The 25,638-nt window shown below is 64.3% G+C and carries 35 protein-coding genes; 2 read left to right on the top strand and 33 right to left on the bottom strand.

Annotated elements, in window-relative coordinates:
- Positions 1-160 precede the first annotated feature (160 nt).
- The gene (locus V2L18_RS02710) at positions 161-1,150 is read right to left on the bottom strand and encodes an EamA family transporter (RefSeq protein ID WP_336176261.1); all 990 of its coding nucleotides are present in this window, start codon (positions 1,148-1,150) and stop codon (positions 161-163) included.
- A complete protein-coding gene (locus tag V2L18_RS02705) occupies positions 1,147-1,737 on the bottom strand; it encodes a TetR/AcrR family transcriptional regulator (protein ID WP_336176260.1) in 591 nt (196 codons plus the stop codon). The genes V2L18_RS02710 and V2L18_RS02705 overlap by 4 nt, the downstream gene beginning before the upstream one ends.
- Positions 1,738-2,027: 290 nt before the next feature.
- On the opposite strand from V2L18_RS02705, the gene yghU reads away from it, so the two are divergent.
- Positions 2,028-2,906, top strand: coding sequence for a glutathione-dependent disulfide-bond oxidoreductase (gene yghU / locus V2L18_RS02700; protein WP_336176259.1), 879 nt, complete (start codon positions 2,028-2,030; stop codon positions 2,904-2,906).
- Positions 2,907-3,008: 102 nt separating this feature from the next.
- Here the strand turns inward: yghU and V2L18_RS02695 are convergent, their stop codons facing one another.
- The gene (locus tag V2L18_RS02695; RefSeq protein WP_336176258.1) at positions 3,009-3,758 is read right to left on the bottom strand and encodes an SDR family oxidoreductase; all 750 of its coding nucleotides are present in this window, start codon (positions 3,756-3,758) and stop codon (positions 3,009-3,011) included.
- Positions 3,759-3,871: 113 nt separating this feature from the next.
- On the opposite strand from V2L18_RS02695, the gene V2L18_RS02690 reads away from it, so the two are divergent.
- Complete coding sequence (locus tag V2L18_RS02690) at positions 3,872-4,765, top strand: LysR family transcriptional regulator (RefSeq protein WP_336176257.1); 894 nt, start codon at positions 3,872-3,874, stop codon at positions 4,763-4,765.
- Positions 4,766-4,864: 99 nt separating this feature from the next.
- Here the strand turns inward: V2L18_RS02690 and V2L18_RS02685 are convergent, their stop codons facing one another.
- The 30 genes from V2L18_RS02685 to fusA all read right to left on the bottom strand — a co-directional run bounded on the left by V2L18_RS02685 (position 4,865) and on the right by fusA (position 25,619).
- Positions 4,865-7,057, bottom strand: a complete 2,193-nt coding sequence (locus V2L18_RS02685; protein ID WP_336176256.1) for a methyl-accepting chemotaxis protein — start codon at positions 7,055-7,057, stop codon at positions 4,865-4,867.
- A gap of 475 nt (positions 7,058-7,532) precedes the next feature.
- The gene (gene rplQ, locus V2L18_RS02680) at positions 7,533-7,964 is read right to left on the bottom strand and encodes a 50S ribosomal protein L17 (protein ID WP_336176255.1); all 432 of its coding nucleotides are present in this window, start codon (positions 7,962-7,964) and stop codon (positions 7,533-7,535) included.
- A 75-nt stretch (positions 7,965-8,039) separates the two neighbouring features.
- Positions 8,040-9,062 carry a DNA-directed RNA polymerase subunit alpha gene (locus V2L18_RS02675; RefSeq protein ID WP_336176254.1) on the bottom strand — a complete coding sequence of 341 codons (1,023 nt, stop codon included), beginning with the start codon at positions 9,060-9,062 and terminating at the stop codon, positions 8,040-8,042.
- A 118-nt stretch (positions 9,063-9,180) separates the two neighbouring features.
- Positions 9,181-9,570 (bottom strand): 30S ribosomal protein S11, encoded by a 390-nt coding sequence (rpsK, locus tag V2L18_RS02670; protein WP_336176253.1) that lies wholly within the window; start codon positions 9,568-9,570, stop codon positions 9,181-9,183.
- A gap of 157 nt (positions 9,571-9,727) precedes the next feature.
- Complete coding sequence (gene rpsM, locus V2L18_RS02665) at positions 9,728-10,096, bottom strand: 30S ribosomal protein S13 (RefSeq protein WP_336176252.1); 369 nt, start codon at positions 10,094-10,096, stop codon at positions 9,728-9,730.
- A 224-nt stretch (positions 10,097-10,320) separates the two neighbouring features.
- The gene (locus V2L18_RS02660; RefSeq protein WP_336176251.1) at positions 10,321-10,902 is read right to left on the bottom strand and encodes an adenylate kinase; all 582 of its coding nucleotides are present in this window, start codon (positions 10,900-10,902) and stop codon (positions 10,321-10,323) included.
- Entirely contained in the window at positions 10,899-12,230 is a 1,332-nt protein-coding gene (gene secY / locus V2L18_RS02655) for a preprotein translocase subunit SecY (protein WP_336176250.1), read from the bottom strand. The genes V2L18_RS02660 and secY overlap by 4 nt, the downstream gene beginning before the upstream one ends.
- A gap of 458 nt (positions 12,231-12,688) precedes the next feature.
- A complete protein-coding gene (gene rplO, locus V2L18_RS02650; RefSeq protein WP_336176249.1) occupies positions 12,689-13,180 on the bottom strand; it encodes a 50S ribosomal protein L15 in 492 nt (163 codons plus the stop codon).
- Positions 13,181-13,201: 21 nt separating this feature from the next.
- Positions 13,202-13,396 (bottom strand): 50S ribosomal protein L30, encoded by a 195-nt coding sequence (gene rpmD, locus V2L18_RS02645; protein ID WP_336176248.1) that lies wholly within the window; start codon positions 13,394-13,396, stop codon positions 13,202-13,204.
- A gap of 41 nt (positions 13,397-13,437) precedes the next feature.
- Positions 13,438-14,007 (bottom strand): 30S ribosomal protein S5, encoded by a 570-nt coding sequence (rpsE, locus tag V2L18_RS02640; protein WP_336176247.1) that lies wholly within the window; start codon positions 14,005-14,007, stop codon positions 13,438-13,440.
- 37 nt (positions 14,008-14,044) lie between these two features.
- The gene (gene rplR / locus V2L18_RS02635) at positions 14,045-14,407 is read right to left on the bottom strand and encodes a 50S ribosomal protein L18 (protein WP_336176246.1); all 363 of its coding nucleotides are present in this window, start codon (positions 14,405-14,407) and stop codon (positions 14,045-14,047) included.
- A 12-nt stretch (positions 14,408-14,419) separates the two neighbouring features.
- Positions 14,420-14,953: a 50S ribosomal protein L6 gene (gene rplF, locus V2L18_RS02630; protein WP_336176245.1), complete on the bottom strand. Its 534-nt coding sequence runs from the start codon at positions 14,951-14,953 to the stop codon at positions 14,420-14,422.
- A 53-nt stretch (positions 14,954-15,006) separates the two neighbouring features.
- Positions 15,007-15,405 carry a 30S ribosomal protein S8 gene (rpsH, locus tag V2L18_RS02625; RefSeq protein WP_336176244.1) on the bottom strand — a complete coding sequence of 133 codons (399 nt, stop codon included), beginning with the start codon at positions 15,403-15,405 and terminating at the stop codon, positions 15,007-15,009.
- Positions 15,406-15,415: 10 nt separating this feature from the next.
- The gene (gene rpsN, locus V2L18_RS02620; RefSeq protein ID WP_336176243.1) at positions 15,416-15,721 is read right to left on the bottom strand and encodes a 30S ribosomal protein S14; all 306 of its coding nucleotides are present in this window, start codon (positions 15,719-15,721) and stop codon (positions 15,416-15,418) included.
- A 30-nt stretch (positions 15,722-15,751) separates the two neighbouring features.
- Positions 15,752-16,309, bottom strand: a complete 558-nt coding sequence (rplE, locus tag V2L18_RS02615; RefSeq protein ID WP_336176242.1) for a 50S ribosomal protein L5 — start codon at positions 16,307-16,309, stop codon at positions 15,752-15,754.
- On the bottom strand, positions 16,302-16,619 hold the full coding sequence (gene rplX, locus V2L18_RS02610) for a 50S ribosomal protein L24 (protein WP_336176241.1): 318 nt from the start codon (positions 16,617-16,619) through the stop codon (positions 16,302-16,304). The genes rplE and rplX overlap by 8 nt, the downstream gene beginning before the upstream one ends.
- A complete protein-coding gene (gene rplN / locus V2L18_RS02605) occupies positions 16,620-16,988 on the bottom strand; it encodes a 50S ribosomal protein L14 (RefSeq protein ID WP_336176240.1) in 369 nt (122 codons plus the stop codon).
- Positions 16,989-17,052: 64 nt separating this feature from the next.
- Positions 17,053-17,304 carry a 30S ribosomal protein S17 gene (rpsQ, locus tag V2L18_RS02600; RefSeq protein WP_336176239.1) on the bottom strand — a complete coding sequence of 84 codons (252 nt, stop codon included), beginning with the start codon at positions 17,302-17,304 and terminating at the stop codon, positions 17,053-17,055.
- Between the two features lie 9 nt (positions 17,305-17,313).
- Positions 17,314-17,514: a 50S ribosomal protein L29 gene (rpmC, locus tag V2L18_RS02595; protein WP_336176238.1), complete on the bottom strand. Its 201-nt coding sequence runs from the start codon at positions 17,512-17,514 to the stop codon at positions 17,314-17,316.
- A 22-nt stretch (positions 17,515-17,536) separates the two neighbouring features.
- The gene (gene rplP, locus V2L18_RS02590; RefSeq protein WP_107989421.1) at positions 17,537-17,950 is read right to left on the bottom strand and encodes a 50S ribosomal protein L16; all 414 of its coding nucleotides are present in this window, start codon (positions 17,948-17,950) and stop codon (positions 17,537-17,539) included.
- A gap of 49 nt (positions 17,951-17,999) precedes the next feature.
- Positions 18,000-18,710, bottom strand: coding sequence for a 30S ribosomal protein S3 (gene rpsC, locus V2L18_RS02585; RefSeq protein ID WP_336176237.1), 711 nt, complete (start codon positions 18,708-18,710; stop codon positions 18,000-18,002).
- The gene (gene rplV / locus V2L18_RS02580) at positions 18,710-19,090 is read right to left on the bottom strand and encodes a 50S ribosomal protein L22 (RefSeq protein WP_336176236.1); all 381 of its coding nucleotides are present in this window, start codon (positions 19,088-19,090) and stop codon (positions 18,710-18,712) included. The genes rpsC and rplV overlap by 1 nt, the downstream gene beginning before the upstream one ends.
- Before the next feature lie 2 nt (positions 19,091-19,092).
- Complete coding sequence (rpsS, locus tag V2L18_RS02575) at positions 19,093-19,371, bottom strand: 30S ribosomal protein S19 (protein ID WP_321339738.1); 279 nt, start codon at positions 19,369-19,371, stop codon at positions 19,093-19,095.
- An 11-nt stretch (positions 19,372-19,382) separates the two neighbouring features.
- The gene (gene rplB, locus V2L18_RS02570) at positions 19,383-20,216 is read right to left on the bottom strand and encodes a 50S ribosomal protein L2 (protein ID WP_336176235.1); all 834 of its coding nucleotides are present in this window, start codon (positions 20,214-20,216) and stop codon (positions 19,383-19,385) included.
- Between the two features lie 15 nt (positions 20,217-20,231).
- Positions 20,232-20,525 (bottom strand): 50S ribosomal protein L23, encoded by a 294-nt coding sequence (locus V2L18_RS02565; RefSeq protein ID WP_336176234.1) that lies wholly within the window; start codon positions 20,523-20,525, stop codon positions 20,232-20,234.
- Positions 20,522-21,142 carry a 50S ribosomal protein L4 gene (gene rplD / locus V2L18_RS02560; protein ID WP_336176233.1) on the bottom strand — a complete coding sequence of 207 codons (621 nt, stop codon included), beginning with the start codon at positions 21,140-21,142 and terminating at the stop codon, positions 20,522-20,524. The genes V2L18_RS02565 and rplD overlap by 4 nt, the downstream gene beginning before the upstream one ends.
- On the bottom strand, positions 21,142-21,846 hold the full coding sequence (gene rplC, locus V2L18_RS02555) for a 50S ribosomal protein L3 (protein WP_336176232.1): 705 nt from the start codon (positions 21,844-21,846) through the stop codon (positions 21,142-21,144). Before rplC ends, rplD begins: the two co-directional genes overlap by 1 nt.
- 25 nt (positions 21,847-21,871) lie before the next feature.
- Complete coding sequence (rpsJ, locus tag V2L18_RS02550) at positions 21,872-22,180, bottom strand: 30S ribosomal protein S10 (RefSeq protein ID WP_107989429.1); 309 nt, start codon at positions 22,178-22,180, stop codon at positions 21,872-21,874.
- 125 nt (positions 22,181-22,305) lie between these two features.
- Positions 22,306-23,496: an elongation factor Tu gene (gene tuf, locus V2L18_RS02545; protein ID WP_336176219.1), complete on the bottom strand. Its 1,191-nt coding sequence runs from the start codon at positions 23,494-23,496 to the stop codon at positions 22,306-22,308.
- A 47-nt stretch (positions 23,497-23,543) separates the two neighbouring features.
- Complete coding sequence (gene fusA / locus V2L18_RS02540; RefSeq protein WP_336176231.1) at positions 23,544-25,619, bottom strand: elongation factor G; 2,076 nt, start codon at positions 25,617-25,619, stop codon at positions 23,544-23,546.
- Positions 25,620-25,638 lie beyond the last annotated feature (19 nt).

Here is a 25,638-nt window from a genome sequence, read left to right as displayed (position 1 = left end):
ATTGCCGGTCGGGGCCGATATCCTGTCGGGGCATGTGCTTCATGACCTGAACTCTCCGGCGTCATCCCGGTTCTGCGAAGCGGTACTGCGCACCGCATCGCGTCCGGGATGACACTGGAGAGATCGGGCAAATCGCAAGGACCCGACGAATGGGACCAGTTCAGCGCCGGGTGCGAAAACCGGGCCCCGACCCCGCCAGCCTTCCCCGCCGTCCCGGCAGCGGGGCTGTCGTCCACACCAGACACAGAACGATCAGCGCGACGCCTAGCCAGCTTGCGGCCGGCAGGCGTTCGCCGACGACGATCACAGCGAGGATCGCCGCCACGACCGGTTCAAACAGCGTGATGGTCGTCGCCATGCTGGCGGAGATGCGCGAAAGGCCCTGCCCGAAGGCGACATAGCCCAGGAACATCGGCACCAGTGCCATGTAGGCGCCGACGGAGAAATTGATCGCGCTGTCGAGAAACGGCGCGCCGGTGGCGGCAAGCACCGGCATCAGCAGAAGGCCGCCGAGCCCGAAGGTCGCCCCCATCGTCGCACGCGCCGGAATGCCGTCGTTCATCATCCGCCGCGCCGTCCAGGAATAGAGCGCGTAGGTGCCGCCGGCGACAAACCCCAGCAACGCCCCCGCCACGACGTTGCCGCCCGTCTCCACGTGAGCGCCCCCGCCCATCGACAAAAGCGCGATGCCGGCAAGCCCGATGGCGGCCCCCGATGCCCAGCGCAGCGTCAGGCGGCGGCCTTCGAGCCGGTTCTCGATGAGGGCGGAAAGCAGCGGCGCGGAACCGAGCGAGATGACGGTGCCGACCGCGACGCCGGCAAGCCGCATGGAGGCGTAGAAGGCGAGCGGATAGATCGCGACGCCGAGCGCGCCAAGCACCAGATTGAGCCGCTGCCGCCGCAATGCCCCGCGACAGGCACGGATGGAGGAAAACGCCAGGAGCGCCTGAAGCAGGCCGCCGATGCCCATGGCCGCCGCCCCGATGGCCACGGCAGGAACACCCGGCGCAAAACTTGCCGCCGTGCCTGTCGTGCCCCAGGCGAGCGAGGCGAAAAGAACGAAACCGACGCCCGCAAGGTCGGGGGCCAGATCCGGAGCGAGATCGGGGGTGACACCGGAGCGCGGTGCACGCGTTTCGGAGGCGCTCACAGGGCCTCCAGCATGTCGACGGCGATCGCGCGGGCATGGCGTACCCGCTCGCCATTGCCATCGAGCCCGGCCCGCGCCATCGCGCCCTCCACCAGATAGGCGAAGTGCTCGGCAAGCACCGGCACACGGTCCGGCTGGTCGGGCAGAAGCACACCAAGCTGGGTCTTGAGGATGACATCCACATCGAGCTTGTGACGCCGCACGGCCGCACGGCCTGCATCGTCGGCGGTCAGCTCGGCCGCCGCATTCAGCAGGCCGCAGCCGCGAAAGCCGCGCTCGTAGGCGAATTCCGCGTGATCCTCGTAGGCATCGAAGACGGCGAGGATTTTTTCCTTCGCGTCATGGGCGGTCGCCTCGCGCGCGGCATAGAGATCGAGCCATTCGGCGTGGCGCGCATCGATATAGGCGGCGACCAGATCCGCCTTGGAGGCGAAATTGTTGTAAAGGCTCTGCTTAGCGACGCCCGCGCGATGGGTGATCGCGTCGATACCCGTCGCGGCAATACCGTCATTGTAGAAAAGCTGGGCGGCGGCCTGCAGCAGCTTTTCGCGTGCGCTGGCCCCGCCGGTTTCCTCGATCCCGCTCATGACACCTCCCCCCGCAAATGCGGACTGACGCAAGGTTTGCACCGGACTAGGTAGACCGGTCTACCCAATCCGCGGGGATTGTCAATCGCTTTCGGGAATCGCCGCGCTGGCAGGCATCGCGGTACGCCTCCGGCCGAGGGGGAGCAGGTCGCGTTCGCTCTGGCCCCGTTCGCATGCTCATGAAGCCCTGTGGGCTTGCAATGCGTCCCTTGAGTTGCATGTTACCCGGTGACACGGGCAGCCCGCCCGCCCGCCAGATTTTGTTTCCAAAAAGCCGGAGCAAGGCTCACATGACAGACAACGCCTCCTACACGCCGCCCAGGGTCTGGACCCAGGACAAGGAAAGCGGCGGCAAGTTCGCCTCCATCAACCGTCCCGTCGCCGGCCCCACCCACGAGAAGGCGCTTTCCGTCGGCAAGCACCCGCTGCAGCTCTATTCGCTGGCCACCCCTAACGGGCAGAAGGTCACCATCCTTCTGGAGGAGCTGCTGGCGGCCGGCCACACGGGCGCGGAATACGACGCCTGGCTCATCAATATTGGCGACGGCGACCAGTTCGGCTCCGGCTTCGTCGACGTGAACCCCAATTCCAAGATCCCCGCCCTGATGGATCGCAGCGGAGAGACGCCCATCCGCGTGTTCGAATCGGGCGCGATCCTGCTTTATCTGGCGGAGAAGTTCGGCGCCTTCGTGCCGCAGGACGATCCGGCGAAGCGCGCGGAATGCCTTTCGTGGCTGTTCTGGCAGATGGGCTCGGCGCCCTATGTCGGCGGCGGCTTCGGCCATTTCTATGCCTACGCGCCGGAGAAATACGAGTACCCGATCAACCGCTTCACAATGGAGACCAAGCGTCAGCTCGATGTGCTCGACCGGCGGCTTGCCGAAAGCCGGTTCATCGCCGGCGAGGATTACACCATCGCCGATATCGCGATCTTCCCGTGGTACGGCGGTCTGGTGAAGGGCTGGCTCTACGAGGCGGCCGAATTCATCGACGCGGCGAGCTACAAAAATGTCCTGCGCTGGGCCGACGAGATCTACGCACGCCCCGCGGTCAAGCGCGGCCGCATGGTCAACCGCACCTCCGGCGCCCCGGCCGGACAACTGCGCGAGCGCCACGACGCCTCCGACTTCGACACGAAGACGCAAGACAAGCTGGAGGCCGCGCAATAGCGGACGGCCGACTGATATGAAAATGCGAAAGGGCGGCCTCCGTGGCCGCCCTTGTTATTCGGGCCGATGGGCGCGGCGGCGCGGCCATCCGTTCCCGCATGTTCAGACCACGCCGCCATTGGCGCGGATCGTCTGGCCGCTGACCCAGGCCCCGTCGGGGCCCGCAAGAAAGGCGACGACGCGGGCGATATCCTCCGGTGCGCCGAGACGGCCGAAGGGGTTCATCTTGCGAATGCTGTCGACGAGTGCGTCCGGCTTGCCGGCGAGGAAGAGATCCGTCGCCACCGGCCCCGGCGCCACCGCATTGACCGTGATGCCGCGCGGTCCGAGCTCCTTGGCAAGAACATGCGTCAGGGCCTCCACGCCGGCCTTCGTCGCGGCATAGACGCCGTAGCCCGGTTGATAGAGGCCGACCACGGAAGAGGAGAAGCTGACGATGCGGCCGCCATCGGCGAGCCGGCGCGCGGCCTCCCGCATGCCGCGGAAGACCCCGCCGAGATTGACCGCCACCTGACGTTCGAAATCCGCATCCTCGACTTCCGCTACCGGAGCAAGCGCCATGATGCCCGCATTGTTGACGAGAACCCCGACGGGGCCGAAGGCGGCCTCCGTGGCGTCGAAAAGCGCGGGCATCGCAGCGGGATCGGCGATATCCGCCCTGACCGCGATGGCGCGACCGCCGGCGGCCTCGATCTGGGCGACCACCGCCTCCGCCGCCGTGCCGTTGCGGGCGTAGTTGACGGTCACCGCGAACCCGTCGGCGGCAAGACGACGGGCGATCGCCGCGCCGATGCCCTTGGATGACCCGGTGACGATGGCGGTGCGCGGGGCGTTGCCGTTGATATCTGGCATGGGGATCTCCTTTCCGGTTAACCGACTGGTGAGCCCGGAGATAAGCCATCAGCCAACCGGAATAATCCCTCTGCTCTTGCCAATACTGTTCGGCATGGACGAATAATGGCGACATGGACCATCTCGATGCCCTGCGCCTTTTCGTGCGGGTGGTGGAGCGCGGCAGCTTCACCGCAGCCGCTGCCGACCTGAATCTGCCCCGTTCCACCGCCACCGAGGCCCTGCGCCGGCTGGAGCGGCGGCTCGGCGCGCGTCTTCTCGAGCGCACAACCCGGCACGTCGCACCGACGCCGGACGGGCAGGCCTTCTACGAACGCTGCGTGGCGATCCTGGCCGACATGGAGGACGCGGAAGCGGTGTTGCGTGATGCCGACCCGCGCGGCCGGCTGCGCATCGATGCCCCGGCCCTGCTCACGCGTACGGTGATGCTGCCGCACCTGCCGGCCTTCCTGGAGCGTTATCCCCGGCTCGACATCCAGTTCGGCCAGAGCGACCGGCTGGTCGATCTCGTGCGCGAAGGCATCGATTGTGCGATCCGCGCAGGCGATCCCGTCGACAGTGACCTGATGCTGCGCCCGCTTGGCGAGCTTACGGAAATCACGGTGGCAAGCCCGGGCTACCTTGACCGCTTCGGCACACCCGAACGGCTCGACGATCTCGACGGTCATCAGATGGTGGGATTTCTGTCCTCGCGCACCGGCGAGGTCATGCCGCTGGAATTCACAGACGGCGCAACGATCCGCGAGATGCGCCTGCGCTCGCGGGTGAGCGCCAACAATTCCGATACGGTTGCCGAGCTTGCGCGTCTCGGCTTCGGGCTCGCACAGGCCCCCGGCTATCGCTTTGCCGCCGATATCGCCGCAGGGCGGCTGGTGGAGGTGCTGGCCGCCTACAGGCCGCGCCCCATGCCGCTTTCCGCGCTTTACCCGCGCGGCCGCCAGCTCGCCCCGCGCCTGCGCGTCTTTCTCGACTGGGCAACTGACCTCTTTGCCGCTTCTGGACTTTAGGTCGCCCCACGCCACAGCGACGGGGCGGCATGCAACGAAAAAGGGCGGCACCCCTCGGCGCCGCCCTTTTCCGACATTCGTTCGTCGCTTGATCGGCGATCAGGCCGCGCGGATCTGATCGAGGAAGTCGCGCACCTGCTTGTCCAGCGTGCGGGCCTGCTCGGTGAGGTGGCCGGCTGCGCCGACAACCTGCTCCGCAGCCGCGCCCGTGTGCTGAGCCGCCTGGCGAACTTCCTCGATGTCCTTGGTCATCGAGGTGGTACCGTCGGCCGCGCGTTGGGTATTGGAAACGATGCCCTGCGTGGCCGCGCTCTGTTCCTCGACGGCTGAGGCGACAGAGCCGACCGATTCGGAGATCTCGCCGATCGTCGTGCGGATTTCCGAAATCGCCTCCACCGCATCGCGGGTGGCACCGCGGATCGCCTCGATCTGCTGACCGATCTCGCCGGTTGCCTTGGCGGTCTGGCCGGCCAGTTCCTTCACCTCCGAGGCAACGACCGCAAAGCCCTTGCCCGCCTCTCCGGCTCGTGCCGCCTCGATGGTGGCGTTGAGCGCCAGAAGGTTGGTCTGGTCAGCGATATCCGAAATCAGACGGATCACCTCGCCGATGCGATCGGCGGCCTCCGCCAGGGACCGAACCGTCTCGTCGGTGGTCGAGGCGCGGTCGTTCGCCATGTGGGCGATCGAGGAGGACCGCGAGATCAGCGCGGAAATCTCCTGGATTGACTTGAACAGTTCGTCGGACGCCCCGGCGATGGTCTGGACCTCCTCGCGTGCGGCATCGGATGCCCGCGACACGCTCTCCGACCGCGACCCCGCCGTTCCCGCGACAGCCGCCATGCTTTCAGCCGACTGGCGCAGTTCGTTGGAAGCCGCGAAGACACGCTGGACGACCTCGCCAACGGACGCCTCGAAGTCGGACGCCAGCGTTTCGACGAATTCGCGCCGCTGCTGAGCCTGGGCCTCCTGCTCGCGCGCATCCTCCGCCGCCTTGCGCTCCTGTTCGCGAACGGCGTTGTCCTGGATACGCAGGACCGCCCGGCCGATCTGGCCGATCTCGTCACCCCGCTTGGCAGCCTTGATCTCGGTATCGAGATCGCCGCTCGCGATCTTGCGAAGCGCGGAAACCAGATTGCTGAGCGCCCGGGTGATGTAGGTGGAGAAGACGATGCCGATGACAGTGACGATCGCAAGCACGATAAGCGTGCCGTAGATCATCGAGTTGCGCATCTCCACAACCGGGGCCAGCGTCTCCTCCTGGCTGCGTTCGGCCACCACCGCCCATTTCGCGCCCATGAACGAGAACGGCACGGCCGCCACGAATTCCCCGGCGCCCGCAGGATCGGTGATCAACCCGAACTTCTCCGTGCCGCGGGTGGCATCGAGGATCACCGGGCTGTCGACCGTCTCTTCAAGAGCCGTGGCGGAGGCCGAAAGCGGCTTGTCGGAGCGCACTTCGCCGTCGCTGCCGACCAGGAACGATTGCCCCGTCTCGCCCAGCGACTCGCGGCTTGCCAGAACGCTATTGAGCAGGCTCACGTCGACGCGCAGCACCATCACGCCCTTGAGCGCGGTTTCATTGTAGTCGGAGAGATACACCGGCTGGGCGATGAACATCGAGACGGTGCCGCCGGACGGCGCATAGGTGGAGAAGTCGACGAGCGTCTGCTCGCCCTGCTTCAGTCCCTTGGCGGCATCGAACGCCTTCTGCAGGCCGGTGCCGGCCACATCAGGCGAATTGACGGTCTCCAGGAAGTCGGACGACTTGGTGACGGAATAGATAACGCGTCCATCCATGTTGAGCACATAGATGTCGCCGTAGCCGGCCTGCTTCCACATGGCGAGGAAGGTTCCGTGCACGCCGGTGTGGCGCCACGAATACATCGTCTTGTTCTTGTCGCCGGTCAGTTCCGCCCGCACGGCCGGATCGTCGGAGGCCCTGTAGTAGGCGTCTAGCTGTTCGCGATCCTGCTCCAGTGTCGCCAGTGCCTCGTTCATCTCATTGAGAACGATCGATGCATTCGCGCTGGAGACCAGATTGTTGAGATCCGATTTGGCACCGGCAAGCTTGATGGACAAGGCATCGGCGCGGGCATGCGCCAGGATGCGCAATTCGCTCTCCGCCGCACTGACGAGCCCTTCCCGCCCGTTCAGGTAGCCGAGCACGCCGACCGTTATGCACGAAATCAAGGCCAGTCCGCTGACGATGAGCGGCAGTCGAAACGACAACCGCGACATGACACCGAAGCCCGACTTTCCGGACTTCCCTTCAGTTTCGACCTCACCGGCCATCTACACTCCCCCAGTCACAGGAATTACCATCAAGATTGGGGGCGATGGTCACACTCACTTACTAAAAAATACCTAAGTTAAATATCCGAATCGAATGGATATTTGGGATTCCCGTAACGCCTGGAAGGTCTCACGCACCTCCTCCTGCGACAAACGTCCGTACATATCGACGTCGATTGCGGCACCCCAGTCCATGCGGCAAATGCCGACCGGCGGCGCGCGGCCTGACAGACCAGCCCATTTGTGCCCCGTCGCGCGGGAGGCGCGCCAACGACGCTGCGGCCCGGGCGATCGATTTGTCCGGCCAGCGAGGGCAGAGAGGCCAGATCATGCGAACGAGGATTGTGAGGACTACAAAACCATATGCAGCCGGGGTGCCCGCCGCCAAAGAGCGACCGGGCAACGAAAAAGGGGCGGCCCGAAGGCCGCCCCTTGAATCTTGAGACTGCGCCCGAAAGCGCGAGGCACCGGCCGATCAGGCGGCGGCGCCTTCGGTCTCGACCTCTTCGGCCTCCGCACGGGCACGGTCTTCCGCGCCCTTGGCGGCCGGATCACGATCGACGAGCTCGATCACCGCCATCGGCGCGCTGTCGCCATAGCGGAAGCCCGCCTTCAGCACGCGGGTGTAGCCGCCGTTGCGCTCCTTGTAGCGGGCGCCGAGGGTGTCGAACAGCTTGCCGACGGTCTCCACGTCGCGGATCTGCGCGATCGCCTGACGGCGGGCGTGCAGGTCGCCGCGCTTGCCGAGCGTGACGAGCTTGTCGACGATCGGTTTCAGTTCCTTGGCCTTCGGCAGCGTGGTGACGATCTGCTCGTGCTTGATCAGCGAGGCCGCCATGTTGGCGAACATCGCCTTGCGGTGGCTCGCGGTGCGGTTGAGCTTGCGGCCGGCTTTACCGTGGCGCATGGCCCTCTCCTTCTTGACTTCCTTGGCGGCCACAAACCGCCGCGCGATAAACGATCTGGAAACGCTCGTGCGACATCAATAGTGATGTTCTTCGTAGCGCTTGGCGAGTTCTTCGATGTTCTCCGGCGGCCAGTTCGGCACTTCCATACCGAGGTGCAGGCCCATCTGCGCCAGAACTTCCTTGATCTCGTTCAGGGACTTGCGGCCGAAGTTCGGCGTGCGAAGCATCTCCGCTTCCGTCTTCTGGATGAGATCGCCGATGTAGACGATGTTGTCGTTCTTCAGGCAGTTGGCCGAACGCACCGAAAGCTCCAGCTCGTCGACCTTCTTGAGCAGCGCCGGGTTGAACGCCAGTTCCGGAACCGCTTCCTCGGTGACCACCTTCTCCGGCTCTTCGAACGTCACGAAGATGGAGAGCTGGTCCTGGAGGATGCGCGCGGCGAACGCGACCGCGTCCTCCGGCTTGATGGAACCGTCGGTTTCCACCGTCATGGTCACCTTGTCGTAATCGAGAACCTGCCCCTCACGGGTGTTCTCGACCTTGTAGGAGACCTTGCGCACCGGGGAGTAGAGGCTGTCGACGGCGATAAGGCCGATCGGCGCGTCCTCGGGGCGGTTGCGGTCGGCCGCAACGTAGCCCTTGCCGGTGTCCACGGTGAACTCCATGCGGATCTCGGTGCCCTCGTCCAGCGTGCAAAGCACGAGTTCGGGGTTGAGAACCTCGATGTCGCCCACGGTCTGGATATCGCCGGCGGTCACGGTGCCCGGACCCTGCTTGCGCAGAACCATGCGCTTGGGGCCCTCGCCCTGCATGCGCAGAGCGATTTCCTTGATGTTGAGGATGATGTCGGTCACATCCTCACGCACGCCCGGAATGGACGAGAACTCGTGCAGAACGCCATCGATCTGCACGGCCGTCACGGCCGCGCCCTGCAGGGAGGACAGCAGCACGCGGCGCAGCGCGTTGCCGAGCGTCAGGCCGAAACCACGCTCCAGCGGCTCCGCCACGACCGTCGCCACGCGGCGCGGATCGTCACCGGGCCGGATGTCAAGCTTGGTCGGCTTGATCAGCTCTTGCCAGTTTTTCTGAATGGTCACGTCAAAAACCCTTTCGGCTTTCCCGCCGGCTCCCGAAGTCCGGCCATACCTTGCCTAAAGAGAGGAACGGAATGGCGGGGAAGCGGAACTCCCCTCGCCTGCGATCGAAGCGGCGCGACTAGACGCGGCGGCGCTTCGGGGGACGGCAGCCGTTGTGCGGGATCGGCGTCACGTCACGGATCGAGGTGATCGTAAAGCCGGCCGCCTGCAGCGCACGCAGTGCGGACTCACGTCCCGAACCCGGGCCGCGAACCTCGACCTCGAGCGTGCGCATGCCGTGCTCGGCCGCTTTCTTGGCCGCGTCTTCCGCAGCCATCTGCGCCGCATAGGGCGTGGACTTGCGCGAGCCCTTGAAGCCCATCGTGCCGGCGGACGACCAAGAAATGGTGTTGCCCTGCGCGTCGGTGATGGTGATCAGCGTGTTGTTGAACGTGGAGTTCACGTGTGCGACGCCGGAGGTGATGTTCTTGCGCTCACGGCGGCGTACGCGTGTCGGTTCCTTAGCCATTCCTAGTACCTTTCAATCGATCTCGACGCCGCCGTATTCCCGGCGGCTCCACCGGATGCCGCAAAAGCCGTGCCCCATCGGAACACGGCCTTTCCGGCATGTGTGCCTGATCTCACCAACCGCCCCACTCTTGAGGCGGCAGAGCGATCTTCCCGGCTTACTTCTTCTTGCCGGCAATCGCCTTTGCCGGCCCCTTGCGGGTGCGGGCATTGGTGTGCGTGCGCTGACCGCGCACCGGCAGACCGCGACGATGACGCAGGCCGCGGTAGCAGCCCAGGTCCATCAGACGCTTGATGTTCATCGCAACTTCGCGACGCAGGTCACCCTCGACGAGATAATCGCGATCGATCGTCTCGCGGATCTGGATAACCTCGGCATCGGACAGCTCGTTCACACGACGTTCGGGCGCGATGTTCACCTTCTCGATGATCTCTTTCGCCTTCCCGGCGCCGATGCCGTGAATGTACTGCAGCGCGATCAGGACGCGCTTGTTCGTCGGGATGTTGACGCCAGCAATACGGGCCACGCTTATTTCTCCTTTTCGGCCCACGCCTCTTTTCGAGCGGGGCCCATCGTCTGTCGGTCGTTATCTGTCGGTCGTTTGTCGCTAATCGATCGCGGGTCGCGGACACGACAAGATCGGACCGATTCTCGTTGAACCGGCGCCGACCGCTTTAATTTCGCGATTTGCGCCGGGTATTACTGGATTTGACCACGCGACGCAACCGTCACGTTGTCGTCATCACCCGTTCAGGCCGTCGCACTCTCCTGAAGGAGAGCATCGATCTCGGCCGCAACCTCGTCGATCGACTGCATTCCGTCGACCGACTTGAGCATTCCGCGCTCGGAATAGAAGGAAACCAGCGGCGCTGTCTGGCCGTGATAGACCTCCAGACGCTTGCGCAGCGTTTCCACATTGTCGTCGGCGCGCGCCCCGCCCGTCTCGCGGGCCCGGGTCTCGATTCGCTCCGCCAGGATCTCGTCGTCGACCCTGAGCTCGATCACCGCATCGAGTGCGGTGCCGTGCCTGGCCATCAGCGCTTCCAGCGCTTCCGCCTGCGCGATCGTGCGCGGGAAGCCGTCGAGGATGTAGCCGTTGGCGCAATCGGGCTCGCCGGTGCGGTCCTCGATGATCTTGACCATGATGTCGTCGGAGACGAGCTCGCCGCGATCCATCACTTCCTTCGCCTTGAGGCCGACCGGCGTCGCGGCCTTCACCGCGGCACGCAGCATGTCGCCGGTGGAAAGCTGGACGATGCCATGCTTCTTGACCAGACGTTCGGCCTGCGTGCCCTTACCGGCACCCGGAGGCCCCAAGAGAATGAGTTTCATCGGCGTTTACCCCTGAGTTTCGATTTCTTGACCAGGCCCTCATACTGGTGTGCCAGCAGATGACCCTGAATCTGCGAGACCGTGTCCATCGTGACACTGACAACAATCAGCAGAGACGTACCACCGAAATAGAACGGAACGCCGGTCGCCGAAATTAGAAATTCGGGCAAGAGACAGACGAGAACCAGGTAGATCGCGCCGAGCACCGTGATGCGGGTCAGGACGTAGTCGATGTACTGGGCGGTGCGCTCGCCCGGCCGGATGCCGGGGATGAAGCCGCCGTGCTTCTTCAGGTTGTCGGCCGTGTCCGTCGGATTGAACACGATAGCGGTGTAGAAGAAGGCGAAGAAGATGATCATCGCCGCGTACAGGATCATGTAGAGCGGCTGGCCGTGGCCGAGCAGCGCCGTCACCGTGGTCAGCCACTCCGAGCCGGAGTTCTGCGCGAAGTTCGCGACCGTGGCCGGAACCAGCAGCAGCGAGGAGGCGAAGATCGGCGGGATGACGCCCGAGGTGTTGAGCTTCAGCGGCAGGAACGAGGTGTTGCCCTCGAACATGCGGTTGCCCTGCTGGCGCTTGGGGTACTGGATCAGCAGCCGGCGCTGAGCGCGCTCCATGTAGACGATGAAGGCGATGACGACGACCGCGACGACGATGATGCCGAGGATCACGGCCGTGGAGATCGCGCCCTGACGGCCGAGCTCCAGCGTGCCGGCGATCGCCTTGGGCAGCCCCGCCACGATGCCGGAGAAGATGATCAGCGAAATGCCGTTGCCGATGCCGCGCGAGGTGATCTGCTCGCCCAGCCACATCAGGAACATCGTGCCGCCGGTCAGCGTGATCACGGTGGAGATGCGGAAGAACATGCCCGGATCGAGCACCAGGTTCGACTGGCCCTCAAGCCCGACCGAAATGCCGTAAGCCTGAAGCGCGGCCAGCACCACCGTGATGTAGCGGGTCCACTGGTTGATGACCTTGCGCCCCGCCTCGCCTTCCTTCTTCAGCTGCTCCAGCGACGGCACGACCGTCGTCATGAGCTGGATGATAATGGAGGCGGAGATGTAGGGCATGATGCCCAGCGCGAAGATCGCCATGCGTCCGACGGCACCGCCGGAGAACATGTTGAACAGGCCGATGATGCCGCTCTGCTGCTGGGAGAAGACCTGCGCGAGCGCTTCCGGGTTGATACCGGGCATCGGGATATAGGTTCCAAGCCGGTACACCAGCAGCGCACCCACCGTGAACCAGATGCGCTTTTTGAGTTCCGTTGCCTTGGAAAAGGCCGAAAAATTGAGATTAGACGCGAGTTGTTCAGCCGCAGACGCCATGCCGCACTCCGGTCAAGCCCTTGATGCCGGACCGGCCACCGCCTTGAGCCATTCCGATCGAACCGACCCGGTCGGATCGACAAGAGCCAACGCCGGGCACGTCCCGGGCCGTCATCTCGTCGACCAGTGCGTTTCGATCCGGCCGGACCTTGCTCGAGAGCCGCGAAGCGCGGCGCGGCGAACCATCCGAACGTTATCCAGAAGCATATCCGGGCCGCATCGAATCGATCAGGCCCCGAATGAATATGCCCCAGCAAGAATTCTGGAGCGAACCCCTATCGACCACACCTTACCAGCACAATCAACAGATCGCTCGTCGCATTTCCCTGAAGCTCCGCCCCAGGGGACGCCGGCTCCGGGAAATCCTGTTGCCGCGGGATGAACCCACCCCGCCACAAAAGCACAGGCCCGGCCGTGAGGCCGGACCTTGAATTCGCGCGTTTCCGTTGCGAAACGCTCTATTCGGCCTTCGCGTCGCCAGCAGGCGCCTTCGGCGCCAGAATGGTGACCTTGCCGCCGGCCTTCTCCACCGCCTCGATCGCCGAGCGCGAGGCGCCCGCGATCTCGAAGGTGACCGCCGCGGTCAACTCACCGTCGCCCAGGAGGCGGACGCCGTCCTTGACGCGCCGCAGCACACCAGCCGCCTTCAGCGCTTCCACCGTCACCGGGGCCTTCGCATCGAGCTTGCCGGCGTCGATCGCCGTCTGCACCCGACCAAGGCTCACGATGTTGAGATCCTTGGCAAAGATGTTGGTGAAGCCGCGCTTCGGCAGGCGACGATGCAGCGGCATCTGACCGCCTTCGAAGCCCTTGATCGCGACGCCCGAACGGGACTTCTGACCCTTGACACCACGGCCGCCGGTCTTGCCCTTGCCGGAACCGATGCCCCGGCCGACGCGCGTCTTGGACGGCGTGGCGCCCGGATTGTCGCGCAGATCGTTGAGTTTCATATTTCTTTCTCCCCGCTCCCGTTACGCGTCTTCGACGACGCGCACGAGGTGCTGGACCTTCCGGATCATGCCGCGCACTGCGGGCGTATCCTCAAGGGTGCTCCGACGGTGCATCTTGTTGAGGCCGAGACCGACCAGCGTGGCACGCTGGTCACCGGGGCGCCGAATGGGGCTGCCGATCTGCTCGACCGTGACGGTCTTTTCGCTCTTCGCCATGGGAATAACCCTTGTTCAACTGGGGGCGCCGCAAGCCGGCGTCAACCCTCAGCGCCGGCCGCGCCGGCATCATCCAGATCGCGACGGCGCGCCTGCAACGTCGACACCTTCATGCCGCGGCGAGCTGCCACGGACCGGGGGCTGTCTTCGCGCTTCAGCGCATCGAACGTGGCGCGAACCATGTTGTAGGGGTTCGAGGAGCCCAGCGACTTGGCGACAACGTCCTGCACGCCGAGCGTCTCGAAGACGGCGCGCATCGGGCCGCCGGCGATGATGCCCGTGCCCGGAGGGGCAGCGCGCAGGATCACCTTGCCCGCGCCGTGACGGCCGGCAACGTCGTGATGCAGCGTGCGGCCTTCGCGCAGCGGCACGCGGACGAGGCCGCGCTTGGCGAGCTCGGTCGCCTTGCGGATTGCCTCCGGCACTTCACGTGCCTTGCCGTGACCGAAGCCCACCCGGCCCTTCTGATCGCCGACGACGACGAGAGCGGCAAAGCCGAAACGACGGCCGCCCTTCACCACCTTGGCGACGCGGTTGATGTGGACCAGCTTGTCGACGAATTCGCTGTCGCGCTCGTCGCGGTCCCGATCGCGGTTGTCCTGTCTAGCCATAATTCAGTTCCGTGTCTGCGCGCCTGAAAAGCGCCGCTCAGAATTCAAGACCGCCTTCACGAGCGGCATCGGCGAGCGCCTTGACGCGCCCGTGATAGATGTAACCGCCGCGGTCGAACACGACCTGCTTGACGCCCGCCTTCACGGCGCGTTCGGCAATCAGCTTGCCGACGGCGCTTGCGGCAGAGGTGTCGGCGCCGGTCTTCAGACCCTCGCGCAGATCCTTGTCCAGCGTCGACGCGGCGGCCAGGGTACGCCCCTGCGCGTCGTCGATGATCTGGGCGTAGATGTTCTTCGAGGAACGGAAGACGGACAGGCGCGGACGCCCGTTCGCCACCGTCTTGATCGAACGGCGGACGCGATCGCGGCGACGCTCGAAAGTATTCTTGGTCTTCGCCATGGCAGCGCCCCGTTACTTCTTCTTGCCTTCTTTGCGAACGATGTATTCGTCCGCATAGCGCACGCCCTTGCCCTTGTAGGGCTCAGGCGGCCGGTACTCGCGAATCTCGGCCGCGACCTGGCCGACCTGCTGCTTGTCGATACCCGAGACGACGATTTCCGTCGGCTTCGGGCAGGCCACCTGGATCCCTTCCGGGATCTCATAGACCACATCGTGCGAGAAGCCGAGGGCAAGCTGCAGGTTCTTGCCCTGCATCTGCGCGCGGTAGCCGACGCCCGTGATCTCAAGCTTCTTTTCGAAGCCCGCCGACACGCCTGTCACGAGGTTCTGAACCATCGTGCGGGCCATGCCCCACATCGCCCGCGCTTCCTTGCTTTCGTCGCGCGGGTCGACCTTGATACCGTCGTCCGTCATCTTCGCGACAACGAACTCATTGAGGACAAAATCGAGTTGACCCTTCGGGCCCTTCACTTCGACCCTCTGTCCGTCAATCGTTGCGGTCACACCGTTCGGTACGGGGACAGCCTTTTTGCCAATACGAGACATGAAACCAACCTGTCCGGTTCGATCGTTTACTTCAGCGGATGGCTCCGCGCGTCTTAGAAGACGCGGCAGAGCACCTCGCCGCCAACATTCTCGTCCCGCGCCTGATGATCGCTCATCACACCCTTCGGCGTGGAGAGGATCGACACGCCGAGGCCATTGTTGACCCGCGGGATATTCTTGACCGACGAATAGACGCGCCGGCCGGGCTTGGAGATGCGCGAGATCTCGCGGATCACCGGCTCGCCGTCGTAGTACTTGAGTTCGATCTCGAACTCCGCCTTGCCGCCGTCGAATTCAACCTTGCTGTAGCCGCGGATATACCCTTCCGCTTCCAGCACATCAAGCACGCCACCGCGCAGCCGCGAGGCCGGAGTGCTGACCTTGGTCTTGCGCCGCATCTGCGCGTTGCGGATGCGGGTCAACATATCCCCCAAGGGATCCGTGATCGCCATTGGGCTCTCCTTACCAGCTCGACTTGACCAGGCCCGGGATCTTGCCCTGGGACCCGAGTTCGCGAAGCGCAATACGCGACATCTTCAGTTTGCGATAGACACCGCGCGGACGCCCGGTGACTTCGCAGCGGTTGCGCAGCCGCGTCTTGGAGGAGTTGCGCGGCAGCTCCGCCAGCTTCAGCCGGGCGGCGAACCGTTCCTCAAGCGACAGCGATTCATCGCGGGCAATCGCCTTCAGCCGGGCACGCTTGCCGGCAAATTTCTTCACCAGCGATGCCCGCCGGTTGTTCTTCTCGATCGCGCTCTTCTTGGCCATCGTGTCCTATGTCCTCGTCCGATCGCTCAACTACTGGCGGAACGGGAAGTTGAAGCCGCGCAGCAGCTCGCGCGCTTCGTCATCCGTCTTCGCCGTGGTGCACACGATCACATCCATGCCCCAGATCTGATCGACTTCGTCGTAGTTGATCTCCGGGAAAATGATGTGCTCCTTGATGCCCATCGCGTAGTTGCCGCGCCCGTCGAAGCTCTTCGGGCTGAGGCCGCGGAAGTCACGCACACGCGGCAGCGCGATGGTGACCAGGCGATCCAGGAATTCGTACATCTGCGCGCGGCGCAGGGTGACCTTTGCGCCGAGCGGCATGCCCTCGCGCACCTTGAAGGTGGCGATGGACTTGCGCGCCTTGGTGACCACCGGCTTCTGACCGGCGATCTTCGCCAGGTCGTTGGCCGCGATCTGCGCCTTCTTGCTGTCCGCAACCGCTTCGCCGATGCCCATGTTCAGGACGATCTTTTCCAGACCGGGAACCTGCATGGGGTTCGCGTAGGAGAACTGCTCCTGCAGCTTGGCCCGCACCACTTCGTCGTAGTGCTTCTTCAGCCGCGGTTCGTATTTGGTGTCAGCCATCGATCAGGTCTCCCGAACGCTTGGCAATCCGGACCTTGCGGCCGTCATCCGTGGTCTTGAACCCGACCCTGGTGGGCTTGCCGTCCTTGGGATCGGCGAGCGCCACGTTGGAAACGTGGATCGGCAGTTCCTTGGCGATGATGCCGCCCTCGTCCTGCGCCGTCTGACGCTGGTGGCGGCGGGCGACGTTGACGCCACGCACGAGCACGCGGTTCTCCGCCGGCATGACCGAGATCACCTCGCCGGTCTTGCCCTTGTCGCGGCCGGTGCGCACGATGACCGTGTCGCCCTTTTTGATCTTCGCGGCCATTTAGAGCACCTCCGGTGCAAGCGAAATGATCTTCATGTGGTTCTTCGCACGCAGCTCGCGCGGCACCGGGCCGAAGATACGGGTCCCGACCGGTTCCTTGTTATTGCCGATCAACACAGCTGCGTTGCGGTCGAAGCGGATGACGGACCCGTCGGCGCGGCGGATGTCGCGTGCCGTGCGCACGACGACCGCCTTCATGACGTCGCCCTTCTTCACCTTCCCCCGGGGGATGGCTTCCTTGACGGAGACGACGATGATGTCACCGACGCCGGCATACTTGCGCTTCGAGCCGCCAAGCACCTTGATGCACATAACGCGACGCGCGCCGGAATTATCCGCCACGTCCAGGTTTGTTTGCATCTGAATCATGACTGGCCGCCTTGTTCTTCTGTCGGCCCCTCAATGCAGGGGTCCGGATGCATGATTGGTCGTATCAGTTGGCGGAAGCTTCTGCCGTCCCCTGGACGACTTCCCACCGCTTGTTCTTGGAGATCGGAGCGCATTCCTGGATCAGAATGGTATCGCCGACCTTGCAGGCATTCGCCTCGTCGTGCGCCTGGTACTTCTTCGAGCGGCGCACGGTCTTTTTCAGCAACGGATGGGTAAAGCGGCGTTCCACTTTCACCACGACCGTCTTGTCGTTCTTGTCGCTGACGACGATGCCCTGGAGGACTCGCTTCGGCATCTTCGCCTCCTACTTGTTCTCGGCTGCGCGCTGAGCGCGAGCCGTGGTCTGGATGCGCGCGATATCGCGGCGGATCTGCCGCACGCGCGCAGTGTTCTCGAGCTGACCGGTCGCCTTCTGGAAGCGCAGGTTGAACTGCTCCTTCTTCAGCTTCTCCAGCTCTTCCGTGAGCTGGTCAGCGGTCAGCTGCCGCACGTCACTCGCCTTCATGGCATTCACTCCTGTGTTCCGCTCACTCGGCGATGCGCTGGACGAACCGGCACTTGATCGGCAGCTTCGCCGCTCCGAGCCGCAGCGCTTCACGCGCAATCGGCTCCGCGACACCGTCGATCTCGAACATCACGCGGCCCGGCTTCACGCGGGCGGCCCAATATTCGGGAGCGCCCTTACCCTTACCCATGCGCACTTCGGTCGGCTTCGACGACACCGGCACGTCCGGGAAGATGCGGATCCACACGCGCCCCGCACGCTTCATGTGACGGGTGATTGCACGACGGGCCGCCTCGATCTGGCGCGCAGTGATGCGCTCCGGCTCAACGGCCTTCAGGCCGTAGGCGCCGAAATTCAGATCGGTTCCGCCCTTGGCTGTGCCGTGGATGCGGCCCTTGTGCTGCTTGCGGAACTTTGTTCGCTTTGGCTGCAGCATTGTTGCTCTCTCGCTTTCCTAGATCCCAACCGAAACGATCGTCGCCGACTTACGCGGCGCGCTCGCGACGGCCACCGCCGCCACCGGATTCGTTGCCTTCCGCGCTGCGACGCTCGGAAGCCATCGGGTCATGCTCCAGGATCTCACCCTTGAAGATCCAAACCTTGACGCCGCAGGCACCGTAAGCGGTGTGAGCGGTCGCCGTGCCGTAGTCGATGTCGGCGCGAAGCGTGTGCAGCGGCACGCGGCCTTCGCGGTACCATTCGGTGCGCGCGATTTCCGCACCACCCAGACGACCGCCGCAGTTGATGCGGATGCCGTCTGCGCCGAGCCGCATGGCCGACTGGACAGCGCGCTTCATGGCGCGGCGGAACGCGACGCGGCGCTCCAGCTGCTGGGCGATGGACGCAGCGACGAGCGTCGCGTCGATCTCCGGCTTGCGCACCTCAACGATGTTGATGTGCACTTCCGAAGACGTCATCTGGCTGAGCTTGCGCCGCAGCTTCTCGATGTCCGCACCCTTCTTGCCGATGACGACACCCGGACGGGCCGAGTGAACCGTGACGCGGCACTTCTTGTGCGGACGCTCAATGACGACCTTGGAGATCGCCGCCTGCTTCAGCGCATCGAGCAGGTACTCGCGGATCCGGAAATCCTCGTGCAGCATCGAGCCGTATTCGCTCTTGTCTGCGTACCAGCGCGAGTCCCACGTCCGGTTGATGCCGAGGCGCAGACCGATCGGATTGACTTTGTGACCCATCAGGCGGCCTCCTCAACTTCGCTGACGACGATGGTCAGGTTGGCGAACGGCTTCTGGATCCGTCCGACCCGGCCACGCGCCCGGGGCTGGAAGCGCTTCATGACCAGCGCCTTGCCGACATAGGCCTCGGAGACGACGAGCATGTCGACATCGAGGTCGTGATTGTTCTCGGCGTTGGCGACGGCCGATTCCAGCGTCTTCTTCACATCGCGGGCGATGCGCTTGCGGGAGAAGGTCAGCTCGGCCAGCGCCGCCGAAACCTTCTTGCCCCGGATGCCGGCCGCCACGAGGTTCAGCTTCTGCGGCGAGACCCGCAGCATGCGCGCGACAGCCTTCGCCTGAGTGTCGGCGAGACTACGCTCGCGCTTCGGCTTGCCCATCGTTACTTCCTCTTCGCCTTCTTGTCCGCCGCATGACCGTAGTAGGTCCGCGTCGGCGAAAACTCGCCCAGCTTGTGGCCGACCATGTCCTCGGACACGAGAACCGGCACATGCTTCTGGCCGTTGTAGACCCCGAAGGTCAGACCAACGAACTGGGGCAGGATCGTCGAGCGCCGGCTCCAGGTCTTGATGACCTCATTACGGCCGGAGGAACGAGTCTTCTCGGCCTTTTTGAGGAGGTAGCCGTCAATGAACGGGCCCTTCCAAACAGAACGTGCCACGGTCGTTCCCCTTACTTCTTCCGCTGGTGGCGGCTGCGGACGATGAACTTGTCGGTCGACTTGTTGGAGCGGGTCTTCTTGCCCTTGGTGGGCTTGCCCCACGGGGTCACCGGATGGCGGCCACCGGAGGTACGACCTTCACCACCGCCGTGCGGGTGGTCGACCGGGTTCATCACCACGCCACGCACGTGCGGGCGCTTGCCGAGCCAGCGGGAACGTCCCGCCTTGCCCAGGTTGGTGTTCATGTGATCCTGATTGGAAACCGCACCAACGGTCGCCATGCAGGTGCCGAGAACCCGACGCTGTTCGCCGGAGTTCAGGCGGATGACGGTGTAGCCCTGGTCGCGGCCCACGATCTGCGCATAGCCACCGGCCGAACGCGCGATCTGACCACCCTTGCCGGGCTTCATCTCGATGTTGTGCACGATCGTGCCGACCGGAATGGACGACAGCGGCATCGCGTTGCCCGGCTTCACGTCGACCTTGGCACCGGCGACGACCTTGTCGCCTGCGGCCAGGCGCTGCGGCGCCAGGATGTAGGCCAGCTCGCCGTCATCGTAGCGGATCAGCGCGATGTAGGCGGTGCGGTTGGGATCGTACTCGATCCGCTCCACCGTCGCCTCGACGTCGAACTTGCGCCGCTTGAAGTCGATGATGCGGTAGGTCCGCTTGTGCCCGCCGCCACGGTTCGGAGCCGTGTTGCGACCACGATTGTTGCGGCCGCCCGACTTGGACAGGCCTTCGGTCAGCGTCTTGACCGGCTTGCCCTTCCACAGGTCCGAGCGGTCGACGATGACCAACTGCCGGGTACCCGGCGAAGTCGGCTTGAAGGTCTTGAGTGCCATCTTTCCTCTCGCCCCTTAAAGACCGGTGGTCACGTCGATCGACTGGCCCTCGACGAGGGTGACGACGGCGCGCTTGATGTTGCTCTGACGGCCCTTGATGCCCTTGAAGCGCTTCACCTTGCCCTTGCGGACAGCGGTGTTGACGGCCTTCACCTTGACGCCGAAGAGAGCTTCGACGGCAGCCTTGATCTCGGGCTTCGTCGCCGTGAGCGCCACGTTGAAGACGACCTTGTCCTGCTCGGACGCGATGGTCGACTTCTCGGTGATCGCCGGGCTGACGATCGTGTCGTAGTGCTTGAGGTTCGTCATTTGAACCGCTCCTCCAGAGCACTGACCGCCGCCTTCGTCAGGACCAGCGTCTCGCGACGGAGAATGTCGTAGACGTTGATGCCCTGCACCGGAAGCACGTCCACATTCGGGATGTTGCGTGCCGCCAGGCGGAAGTTGTTATCGATTTCGGTCCCGTCGACGATCAGAGCATTGGCGTAACCGAGCTTCGCGAGCTGGGCGCTCAACGCCTTGGTCTTGCCGTCCGCTGACTTCGCATCGTCGACGACGACGATGTTGGAAGCCTTCACCTTCGCCGACAGAGCGTGCTTCAGGCCGAGGGCGCGAACCTTCTTCGGCAGGTCGATCGCATGATCGCGAACCACCGGCCCGAAGGCCTTGCCGCCACCGCGGAACTGCGGAGCCTTGCGGTCACCGTGACGGGCGCCGCCAGAACCCTTCTGGCGGACGAACTTCTTGCCCGTCGCAGCGATCTCGCTGCGGGTCTTGGTCTTGTGCGTGCCCGCCTGGCGCTTGGCAAGCTGCCAGCGCACCACACGGTGCATCAGGTCGGCACGCGGATCGAGACCGAAGATCTCTTCCGACACCGTGATCGACCCGGCCGCGTCGCCGTCAAGCGTCTTGACGTCCAGTTCCATCACTCGGCCTCCTTCTCAGCCGCGACTTCCGCCGCCCGGAAGGCACCCGGCGTCGGGACCCCGTCCGGCAGGGAGCGCTTGATCGCGTCCTTGACGAGGATCCAGCCGCCCTTGGAGCCCGGGACAGCGCCCTGAACCATGATCAGCCCGCGCTCCACGTCGGTGCGCACGACCTTCAGGTTCTGGGTGGTCACGCGGGTGTTGCCCATGTGACCGGCCATCTTCTTGCCCTTGAACACCTTGCCGGGGTCCTGGCACTGGCCAGTCGAACCGTGCGAACGGTGCGAGACCGAGTTACCGTGCGAAGCGCGGCCACCACCGAAGTTGTGGCGCTTCATGACACCAGCGAAGCCCTTGCCGATCGACGTGCCCGTGACATCCACGAACTGGCCTTCGACGAAGTGGTCGGCGGTGATTTCGGCACCGACCTCGATCACGTTGTCCGGAGTGACCCGGAACTCGGCGACCTTGCGCTTCGGTTCGACCTTGGCGACGGCAAAGTGCCCCCGCATCGGCCGCGGCGTGTTCTTGACTTTGGCCAGACCTGCGCCGAGCTGCAGCGCGGTATAGCCATTCTTCTCAGCCGTCCGGTGGGCTACGACCTGGCAGTTCTCAAGCTTGAGAACCGTCACCGGCACGTGTTCCCCTGCATCGGAGTAGATGCGGGTCATGCCCACCTTCTGAGCGATCACTCCAGAACGCATCAGCGTGTTCCTCGGTTGGTCCGCTTTAGAGCTTGATTTCGACGTCGACACCGGCAGCCAGGTCGAGCTTCATCAAGGCATCGACGGTCTGCGGGGTCGGATCGACGATGTCGAGCAGACGCTTGTGCGTGCGCATCTCGAACTGCTCGCGGCTCTTCTTGTCGATGTGAGGGCCGCGCAACACGGTGTACTTCTCGATCCGTGTCGGCAGAGGCACCGGTCCGCGCACCTGGGCGCCGGTCCGCTTCGCCGTGTTGACGATTTCGCGGGTCGAGGCATCCAGGATGCGGTGATCAAACGCCTTCAGGCGGATCCGGATATTTTGACCGTTCATTGCTCTGGTCCTTACGAGCCGGTGCCGCAACCGCGACGACCGCTCCTGACTTCTTCAACGTTGGAGGCGACTTGCGTCGCCCCCGTGGGATGCCGAGAACCGGCATCCCGACTTATCCGGCCCGATTACTCGATGATCGAGGCGACGACGCCGGCACCGACGGTGCGGCCACCTTCGCGGATGGCGAAGCGCAGGCCGTCTTCCATCGCGATCGGCACGATCAGCGTCACCGTCACGGTGACGTTGTCACCCGGCATCACCATCTCCGTGCCTTCCGGCAGCTCCACCACGCCCGTCACGTCCGTCGTGCGGAAGTAGAACTGCGGACGATAGTTGGTGAAGAACGGCGTGTGACGGCCACCCTCTTCCTTCGTCAGGATGTAGGCCTCGGCCTTGAACTTCGTGTGCGGGGTCACAGAACCCGGCTTGCAAAGAACCTGGCCGCGCTCCACGTCCTCACGGCCGATGCCGCGAAGAAGAGCACCGATGTTGTCGCCAGCCTGGCCCTGATCGAGCAGCTTGCGGAACATCTCCACGCCCGTGCACGTCGTCTTCTTGGTGTCGCGGATACCGACGATCTCGATTTCCTCGCCGACCTTGATCACGCCGCGCTCGACACGACCGGTCACAACCGTGCCGCGACCGGAGATCGAGAACACGTCCTCGATCGGCATCAGGAACGGCTGGTCGATCGGACGCTCCGGCGTCGGGATGTAGCGGTCGACCTCGGCCATCAGTTCCTTGACCTTGTCGCGGCCGATCTCCGGGTTGCGGTTCTCGACCGCAGCCAGCGCCGAACCCGCAACGATCGGAATGTCGTCGCCGGGGAAGTCGTAGGAGGAAAGCAGCTCGCGCACTTCCATCTCCACGAGCTCCAGAAGCTCGGCATCGTCAACCTGGTCGACCTTGTTCAGGAACACCACCAGAGCCGGCACGCCGACCTGACGGGCCAGAAGGATGTGCTCGCGGGTCTGCGGCATCGGGCCATCGGCGGCCGACACCACGAGGATCGCGCCGTCCATCTGCGCAGCACCCGTGATCATGTTCTTCACGTAGTCAGCGTGGCCCGGGCAGTCGACGTGGGCGTAGTGACGGTTTTCCGTCTCGTATTCCACGTGCGCCGTCGAGATCGTGATGCCGCGCGCCTTCTCTTCCGGCGCCGCGTCGATCTCGTCGTAGGCCTTCGCGGTGGCTCCGCCCGATTCAGCAAGCGTCATCGTGATCGCTGCCGTCAGGGTCGTCTTGCCGTGGTCAACGTGGCCGATCGTGCCAATGTTCACGTGCGGCTTGTTGCGCTCGAATTTTTCCTTAGCCATCGGATTTCTCCGCTCTCTCGATAGTTGTTGTCAGGCTGGCCGGTCTATCAGGCGTACTTGGCCTGAACTTCCTCGGCGACCGCCTGAGGAACCTGCTCGTAGTGATCGAAAACCATGGAGTACTGCGCCCGCCCCTGCGACATCGAGCGCAGGTTGTTGACGTAGCCGAACATGTTTGCCAGCGGAACGTTCGCGCTGACGACGGTGACGATGCCCCGGTTCTCGGTGCCGGTGATCTGACCGCGACGCGAGTTCAGATCGCCGATGACGTCGCCCATGTATTCTTCCGGCGTCACGACCTCGACCTTCATGATCGGCTCCAGCAGCTTCGGGGAAGCCTTCTGGATACCTTCACGGAAGCCCGCGCGGCCGGCGATTTCGAACGCCAGGACGGAGGAGTCAACGTCGTGGTAGGCACCGTCGACGAGCGTCACCTTCACGTCGAGGATCGGGAAGCCCGCGAGCGGACCCGACGACATGACGCTGTCGACACCCTTCTGGACGCCGGGGATGTATTCCTTCGGCACCGAACCGCCGACGATCTTGGATTCGAACACGAAGCCCGATCCCTGCTCGCCCGGCTCCAGAACCAGCTTGACGCGGGCGAACTGACCCGAACCGCCAGACTGCTTCTTGTGGGTGTAATCCACTTCCGCCTGCTTCGTGATCGTCTCGCGATACGCAACCTGCGGCTGACCGATATTCGCCTCGACCTTGAACTCGCGCTTCATGCGATCGACGATGATGTCGAGATGAAGCTCGCCCATGCCGGCGATGATCGTCTGCCCGGATTCCTCGTCGGTCTTGACGCGGAAGGACGGATCCTCGGCGGCCAGACGATTGAGCGCGAGGCCCATCTTTTCCTGGTCGGCCTTCGTCTTCGGCTCCACCGCGATCTCGATGACCGGCTCGGGGAATTCCATGCGCTCCAGGATCACCGGCTTGTTCGGGTCGCACAGGGTGTCGCCCGTGGTGGTGTCCTTCAGACCCGCAACGGCCACGATGTCGCCGGCGTAGGCGACATCGATGTCTTCACGGGAGTTGGAGTGCATCTGCATCATGCGGCCGATGCGCTCGCGCTTTTCCTTCACCGTGTTCTGCAGCGACACGCCCTTGTTGAGGACGCCCGAGTAGATGCGGCAGAAGGTGAGCGAGCCGACGAACGGGTCGTTCATGATCTTGAAGGCGAGCATCGACAGCGGCTCTTCGTCGGAAGAGTGGCGAATGACCTCTTCTTCCGTCTTCGGGTCGATGCCGCGGATCGCAGGGACCTGCGTCGGGTTCGGCAGGTAGTCCACGACGCCGTCGAGCAGGGGCTGCACGCCCTTGTTCTTGAACGCGGAACCGCAGAACACCGGAACGAACTCGGTCGAGATCGTGCCCTTGCGGATCAGAGCCTTCAGCTCCTCCTCGTCCGGCATCTCACCCTCGAGGTAGCGCTCCATCGCGGCCTCGTCGACTTCGACGACGGTCTCGATGAGCTGCTCGCGGTATTCCTCGGCCTGCGCCTGAAGCTCTGCCGGGATCTCTTCGATATCCCAGGCAGCACCCAGCGTCTCTTCCTTCCACACCAGCGCCTTCATGGCGATGAGATCGATGCAGCCGACGAACTCGCTCTCCGCGCCGATCGGCAGCTGGAGGACGACCGGCTTGGCGCCGAGGCGCGTCTTGCTCATCTCCACGCAGCGGAAGAAGTCCGCGCCGAGCTTGTCCATCTTGTTGACGAAGATCATCCGCGGGACGTGATACTTGTCGGCCTGGCGCCAGACGGTTTCCGTCTGCGGCTCCACGCCGGCATTGGCGTCCAGCAGCGCGACAGCGCCGTCGAGCACACGAAGCGACCGCTCGACCTCGATGGTGAAGTCGACGTGGCCCGGCGTGTCGATGATGTTCAGCCGCTTCTCTTTCCAGAAGGCGGTGGTGGCAGCAGAGGTGATCGTGATGCCACGCTCCTGCTCCTGCTCCATCCAGTCCATCGTGGCAGCGCCGTCATGGACTTCGCCGATCTTGTGGCTGCGGCCGGTGTAGAAGAGGATCCGCTCGGTCGTCGTCGTCTTGCCGGCATCGATGTGGGCCATGATGCCGAAGTTGCGGTAGTCCTCGATTTTATGCGTGCGCGCCATGGCGTCAGACCCTCGGGGT

This window comes from Breoghania sp. JC706, assembly GCF_037026715.1.
Taxonomy (GTDB): domain Bacteria; phylum Pseudomonadota; class Alphaproteobacteria; order Rhizobiales; family Stappiaceae; genus Breoghania.
The sequence above is the reverse complement of the archived record's forward strand: the minus strand, read 5'-3'. Positions and strand labels throughout refer to the sequence as shown.

What these genes read in the sequence shown, in the direction of transcription:
- V2L18_RS02705 (WP_336176260.1), bottom strand. Translation starts at nt 1,737, where the DNA reads ATGAGCGGGATCGAGGAAACCGGCGGGGCCAGCGCACGCGAAAAGCTG.
- yghU (WP_336176259.1), top strand. Translation starts at nt 2,028, where the DNA reads ATGACAGACAACGCCTCCTACACGCCGCCCAGGGTCTGGACCCAGGAC.
- V2L18_RS02695 (WP_336176258.1), bottom strand. Translation starts at nt 3,758, where the DNA reads ATGCCAGATATCAACGGCAACGCCCCGCGCACCGCCATCGTCACCGGG.
- V2L18_RS02690 (WP_336176257.1), top strand. Translation starts at nt 3,872, where the DNA reads ATGGACCATCTCGATGCCCTGCGCCTTTTCGTGCGGGTGGTGGAGCGC.
- V2L18_RS02685 (WP_336176256.1), bottom strand. Translation starts at nt 7,057, where the DNA reads ATGGCCGGTGAGGTCGAAACTGAAGGGAAGTCCGGAAAGTCGGGCTTC.
- rplQ (WP_336176255.1), bottom strand. Translation starts at nt 7,964, where the DNA reads ATGCGCCACGGTAAAGCCGGCCGCAAGCTCAACCGCACCGCGAGCCAC.
- rpsK (WP_336176253.1), bottom strand. Translation starts at nt 9,570, where the DNA reads ATGGCTAAGGAACCGACACGCGTACGCCGCCGTGAGCGCAAGAACATC.
- V2L18_RS02660 (WP_336176251.1), bottom strand. Translation starts at nt 10,902, where the DNA reads ATGAAACTCATTCTCTTGGGGCCTCCGGGTGCCGGTAAGGGCACGCAG.
- secY (WP_336176250.1), bottom strand. Translation starts at nt 12,230, where the DNA reads ATGGCGTCTGCGGCTGAACAACTCGCGTCTAATCTCAATTTTTCGGCC.
- rplO (WP_336176249.1), bottom strand. Translation starts at nt 13,180, where the DNA reads ATGAAACTCAACGATCTGCGCGACAATCCGGGCGCCACGCCGTCCAAG.
- rpmD (WP_336176248.1), bottom strand. Translation starts at nt 13,396, where the DNA reads ATGGCGAAGAGCGAAAAGACCGTCACGGTCGAGCAGATCGGCAGCCCC.
- rpsE (WP_336176247.1), bottom strand. Translation starts at nt 14,007, where the DNA reads ATGGCTAGACAGGACAACCGCGATCGGGACCGCGACGAGCGCGACAGC.
- rplR (WP_336176246.1), bottom strand. Translation starts at nt 14,407, where the DNA reads ATGGCGAAGACCAAGAATACTTTCGAGCGTCGCCGCGATCGCGTCCGC.
- rplF (WP_336176245.1), bottom strand. Translation starts at nt 14,953, where the DNA reads ATGTCTCGTATTGGCAAAAAGGCTGTCCCCGTACCGAACGGTGTGACC.
- rpsH (WP_336176244.1), bottom strand. Translation starts at nt 15,405, where the DNA reads ATGGCGATCACGGATCCCTTGGGGGATATGTTGACCCGCATCCGCAAC.
- rpsN (WP_336176243.1), bottom strand. Translation starts at nt 15,721, where the DNA reads ATGGCCAAGAAGAGCGCGATCGAGAAGAACAACCGGCGGGCATCGCTG.
- rplE (WP_336176242.1), bottom strand. Translation starts at nt 16,309, where the DNA reads ATGGCTGACACCAAATACGAACCGCGGCTGAAGAAGCACTACGACGAA.
- rplX (WP_336176241.1), bottom strand. Translation starts at nt 16,619, where the DNA reads ATGGCCGCGAAGATCAAAAAGGGCGACACGGTCATCGTGCGCACCGGC.
- rplN (WP_336176240.1), bottom strand. Translation starts at nt 16,988, where the DNA reads ATGATTCAGATGCAAACAAACCTGGACGTGGCGGATAATTCCGGCGCG.
- rpsQ (WP_336176239.1), bottom strand. Translation starts at nt 17,304, where the DNA reads ATGCCGAAGCGAGTCCTCCAGGGCATCGTCGTCAGCGACAAGAACGAC.
- rpmC (WP_336176238.1), bottom strand. Translation starts at nt 17,514, where the DNA reads ATGAAGGCGAGTGACGTGCGGCAGCTGACCGCTGACCAGCTCACGGAA.
- rplP (WP_107989421.1), bottom strand. Translation starts at nt 17,950, where the DNA reads ATGCTGCAGCCAAAGCGAACAAAGTTCCGCAAGCAGCACAAGGGCCGC.
- rpsC (WP_336176237.1), bottom strand. Translation starts at nt 18,710, where the DNA reads ATGGGTCACAAAGTCAATCCGATCGGTCTGCGCCTCGGCATCAACCGG.
- rplV (WP_336176236.1), bottom strand. Translation starts at nt 19,090, where the DNA reads ATGGGCAAGCCGAAGCGCGAGCGTAGTCTCGCCGACACTCAGGCGAAG.
- rplB (WP_336176235.1), bottom strand. Translation starts at nt 20,216, where the DNA reads ATGGCACTCAAGACCTTCAAGCCGACTTCGCCGGGTACCCGGCAGTTG.
- V2L18_RS02565 (WP_336176234.1), bottom strand. Translation starts at nt 20,525, where the DNA reads ATGACGAACCTCAAGCACTACGACACGATCGTCAGCCCGGCGATCACC.
- rplD (WP_336176233.1), bottom strand. Translation starts at nt 21,142, where the DNA reads ATGGAACTGGACGTCAAGACGCTTGACGGCGACGCGGCCGGGTCGATC.
- rplC (WP_336176232.1), bottom strand. Translation starts at nt 21,846, where the DNA reads ATGCGTTCTGGAGTGATCGCTCAGAAGGTGGGCATGACCCGCATCTAC.
- rpsJ (WP_107989429.1), bottom strand. Translation starts at nt 22,180, where the DNA reads ATGAACGGTCAAAATATCCGGATCCGCCTGAAGGCGTTTGATCACCGC.
- tuf (WP_336176219.1), bottom strand. Translation starts at nt 23,496, where the DNA reads ATGGCTAAGGAAAAATTCGAGCGCAACAAGCCGCACGTGAACATTGGC.
- fusA (WP_336176231.1), bottom strand. Translation starts at nt 25,619, where the DNA reads ATGGCGCGCACGCATAAAATCGAGGACTACCGCAACTTCGGCATCATG.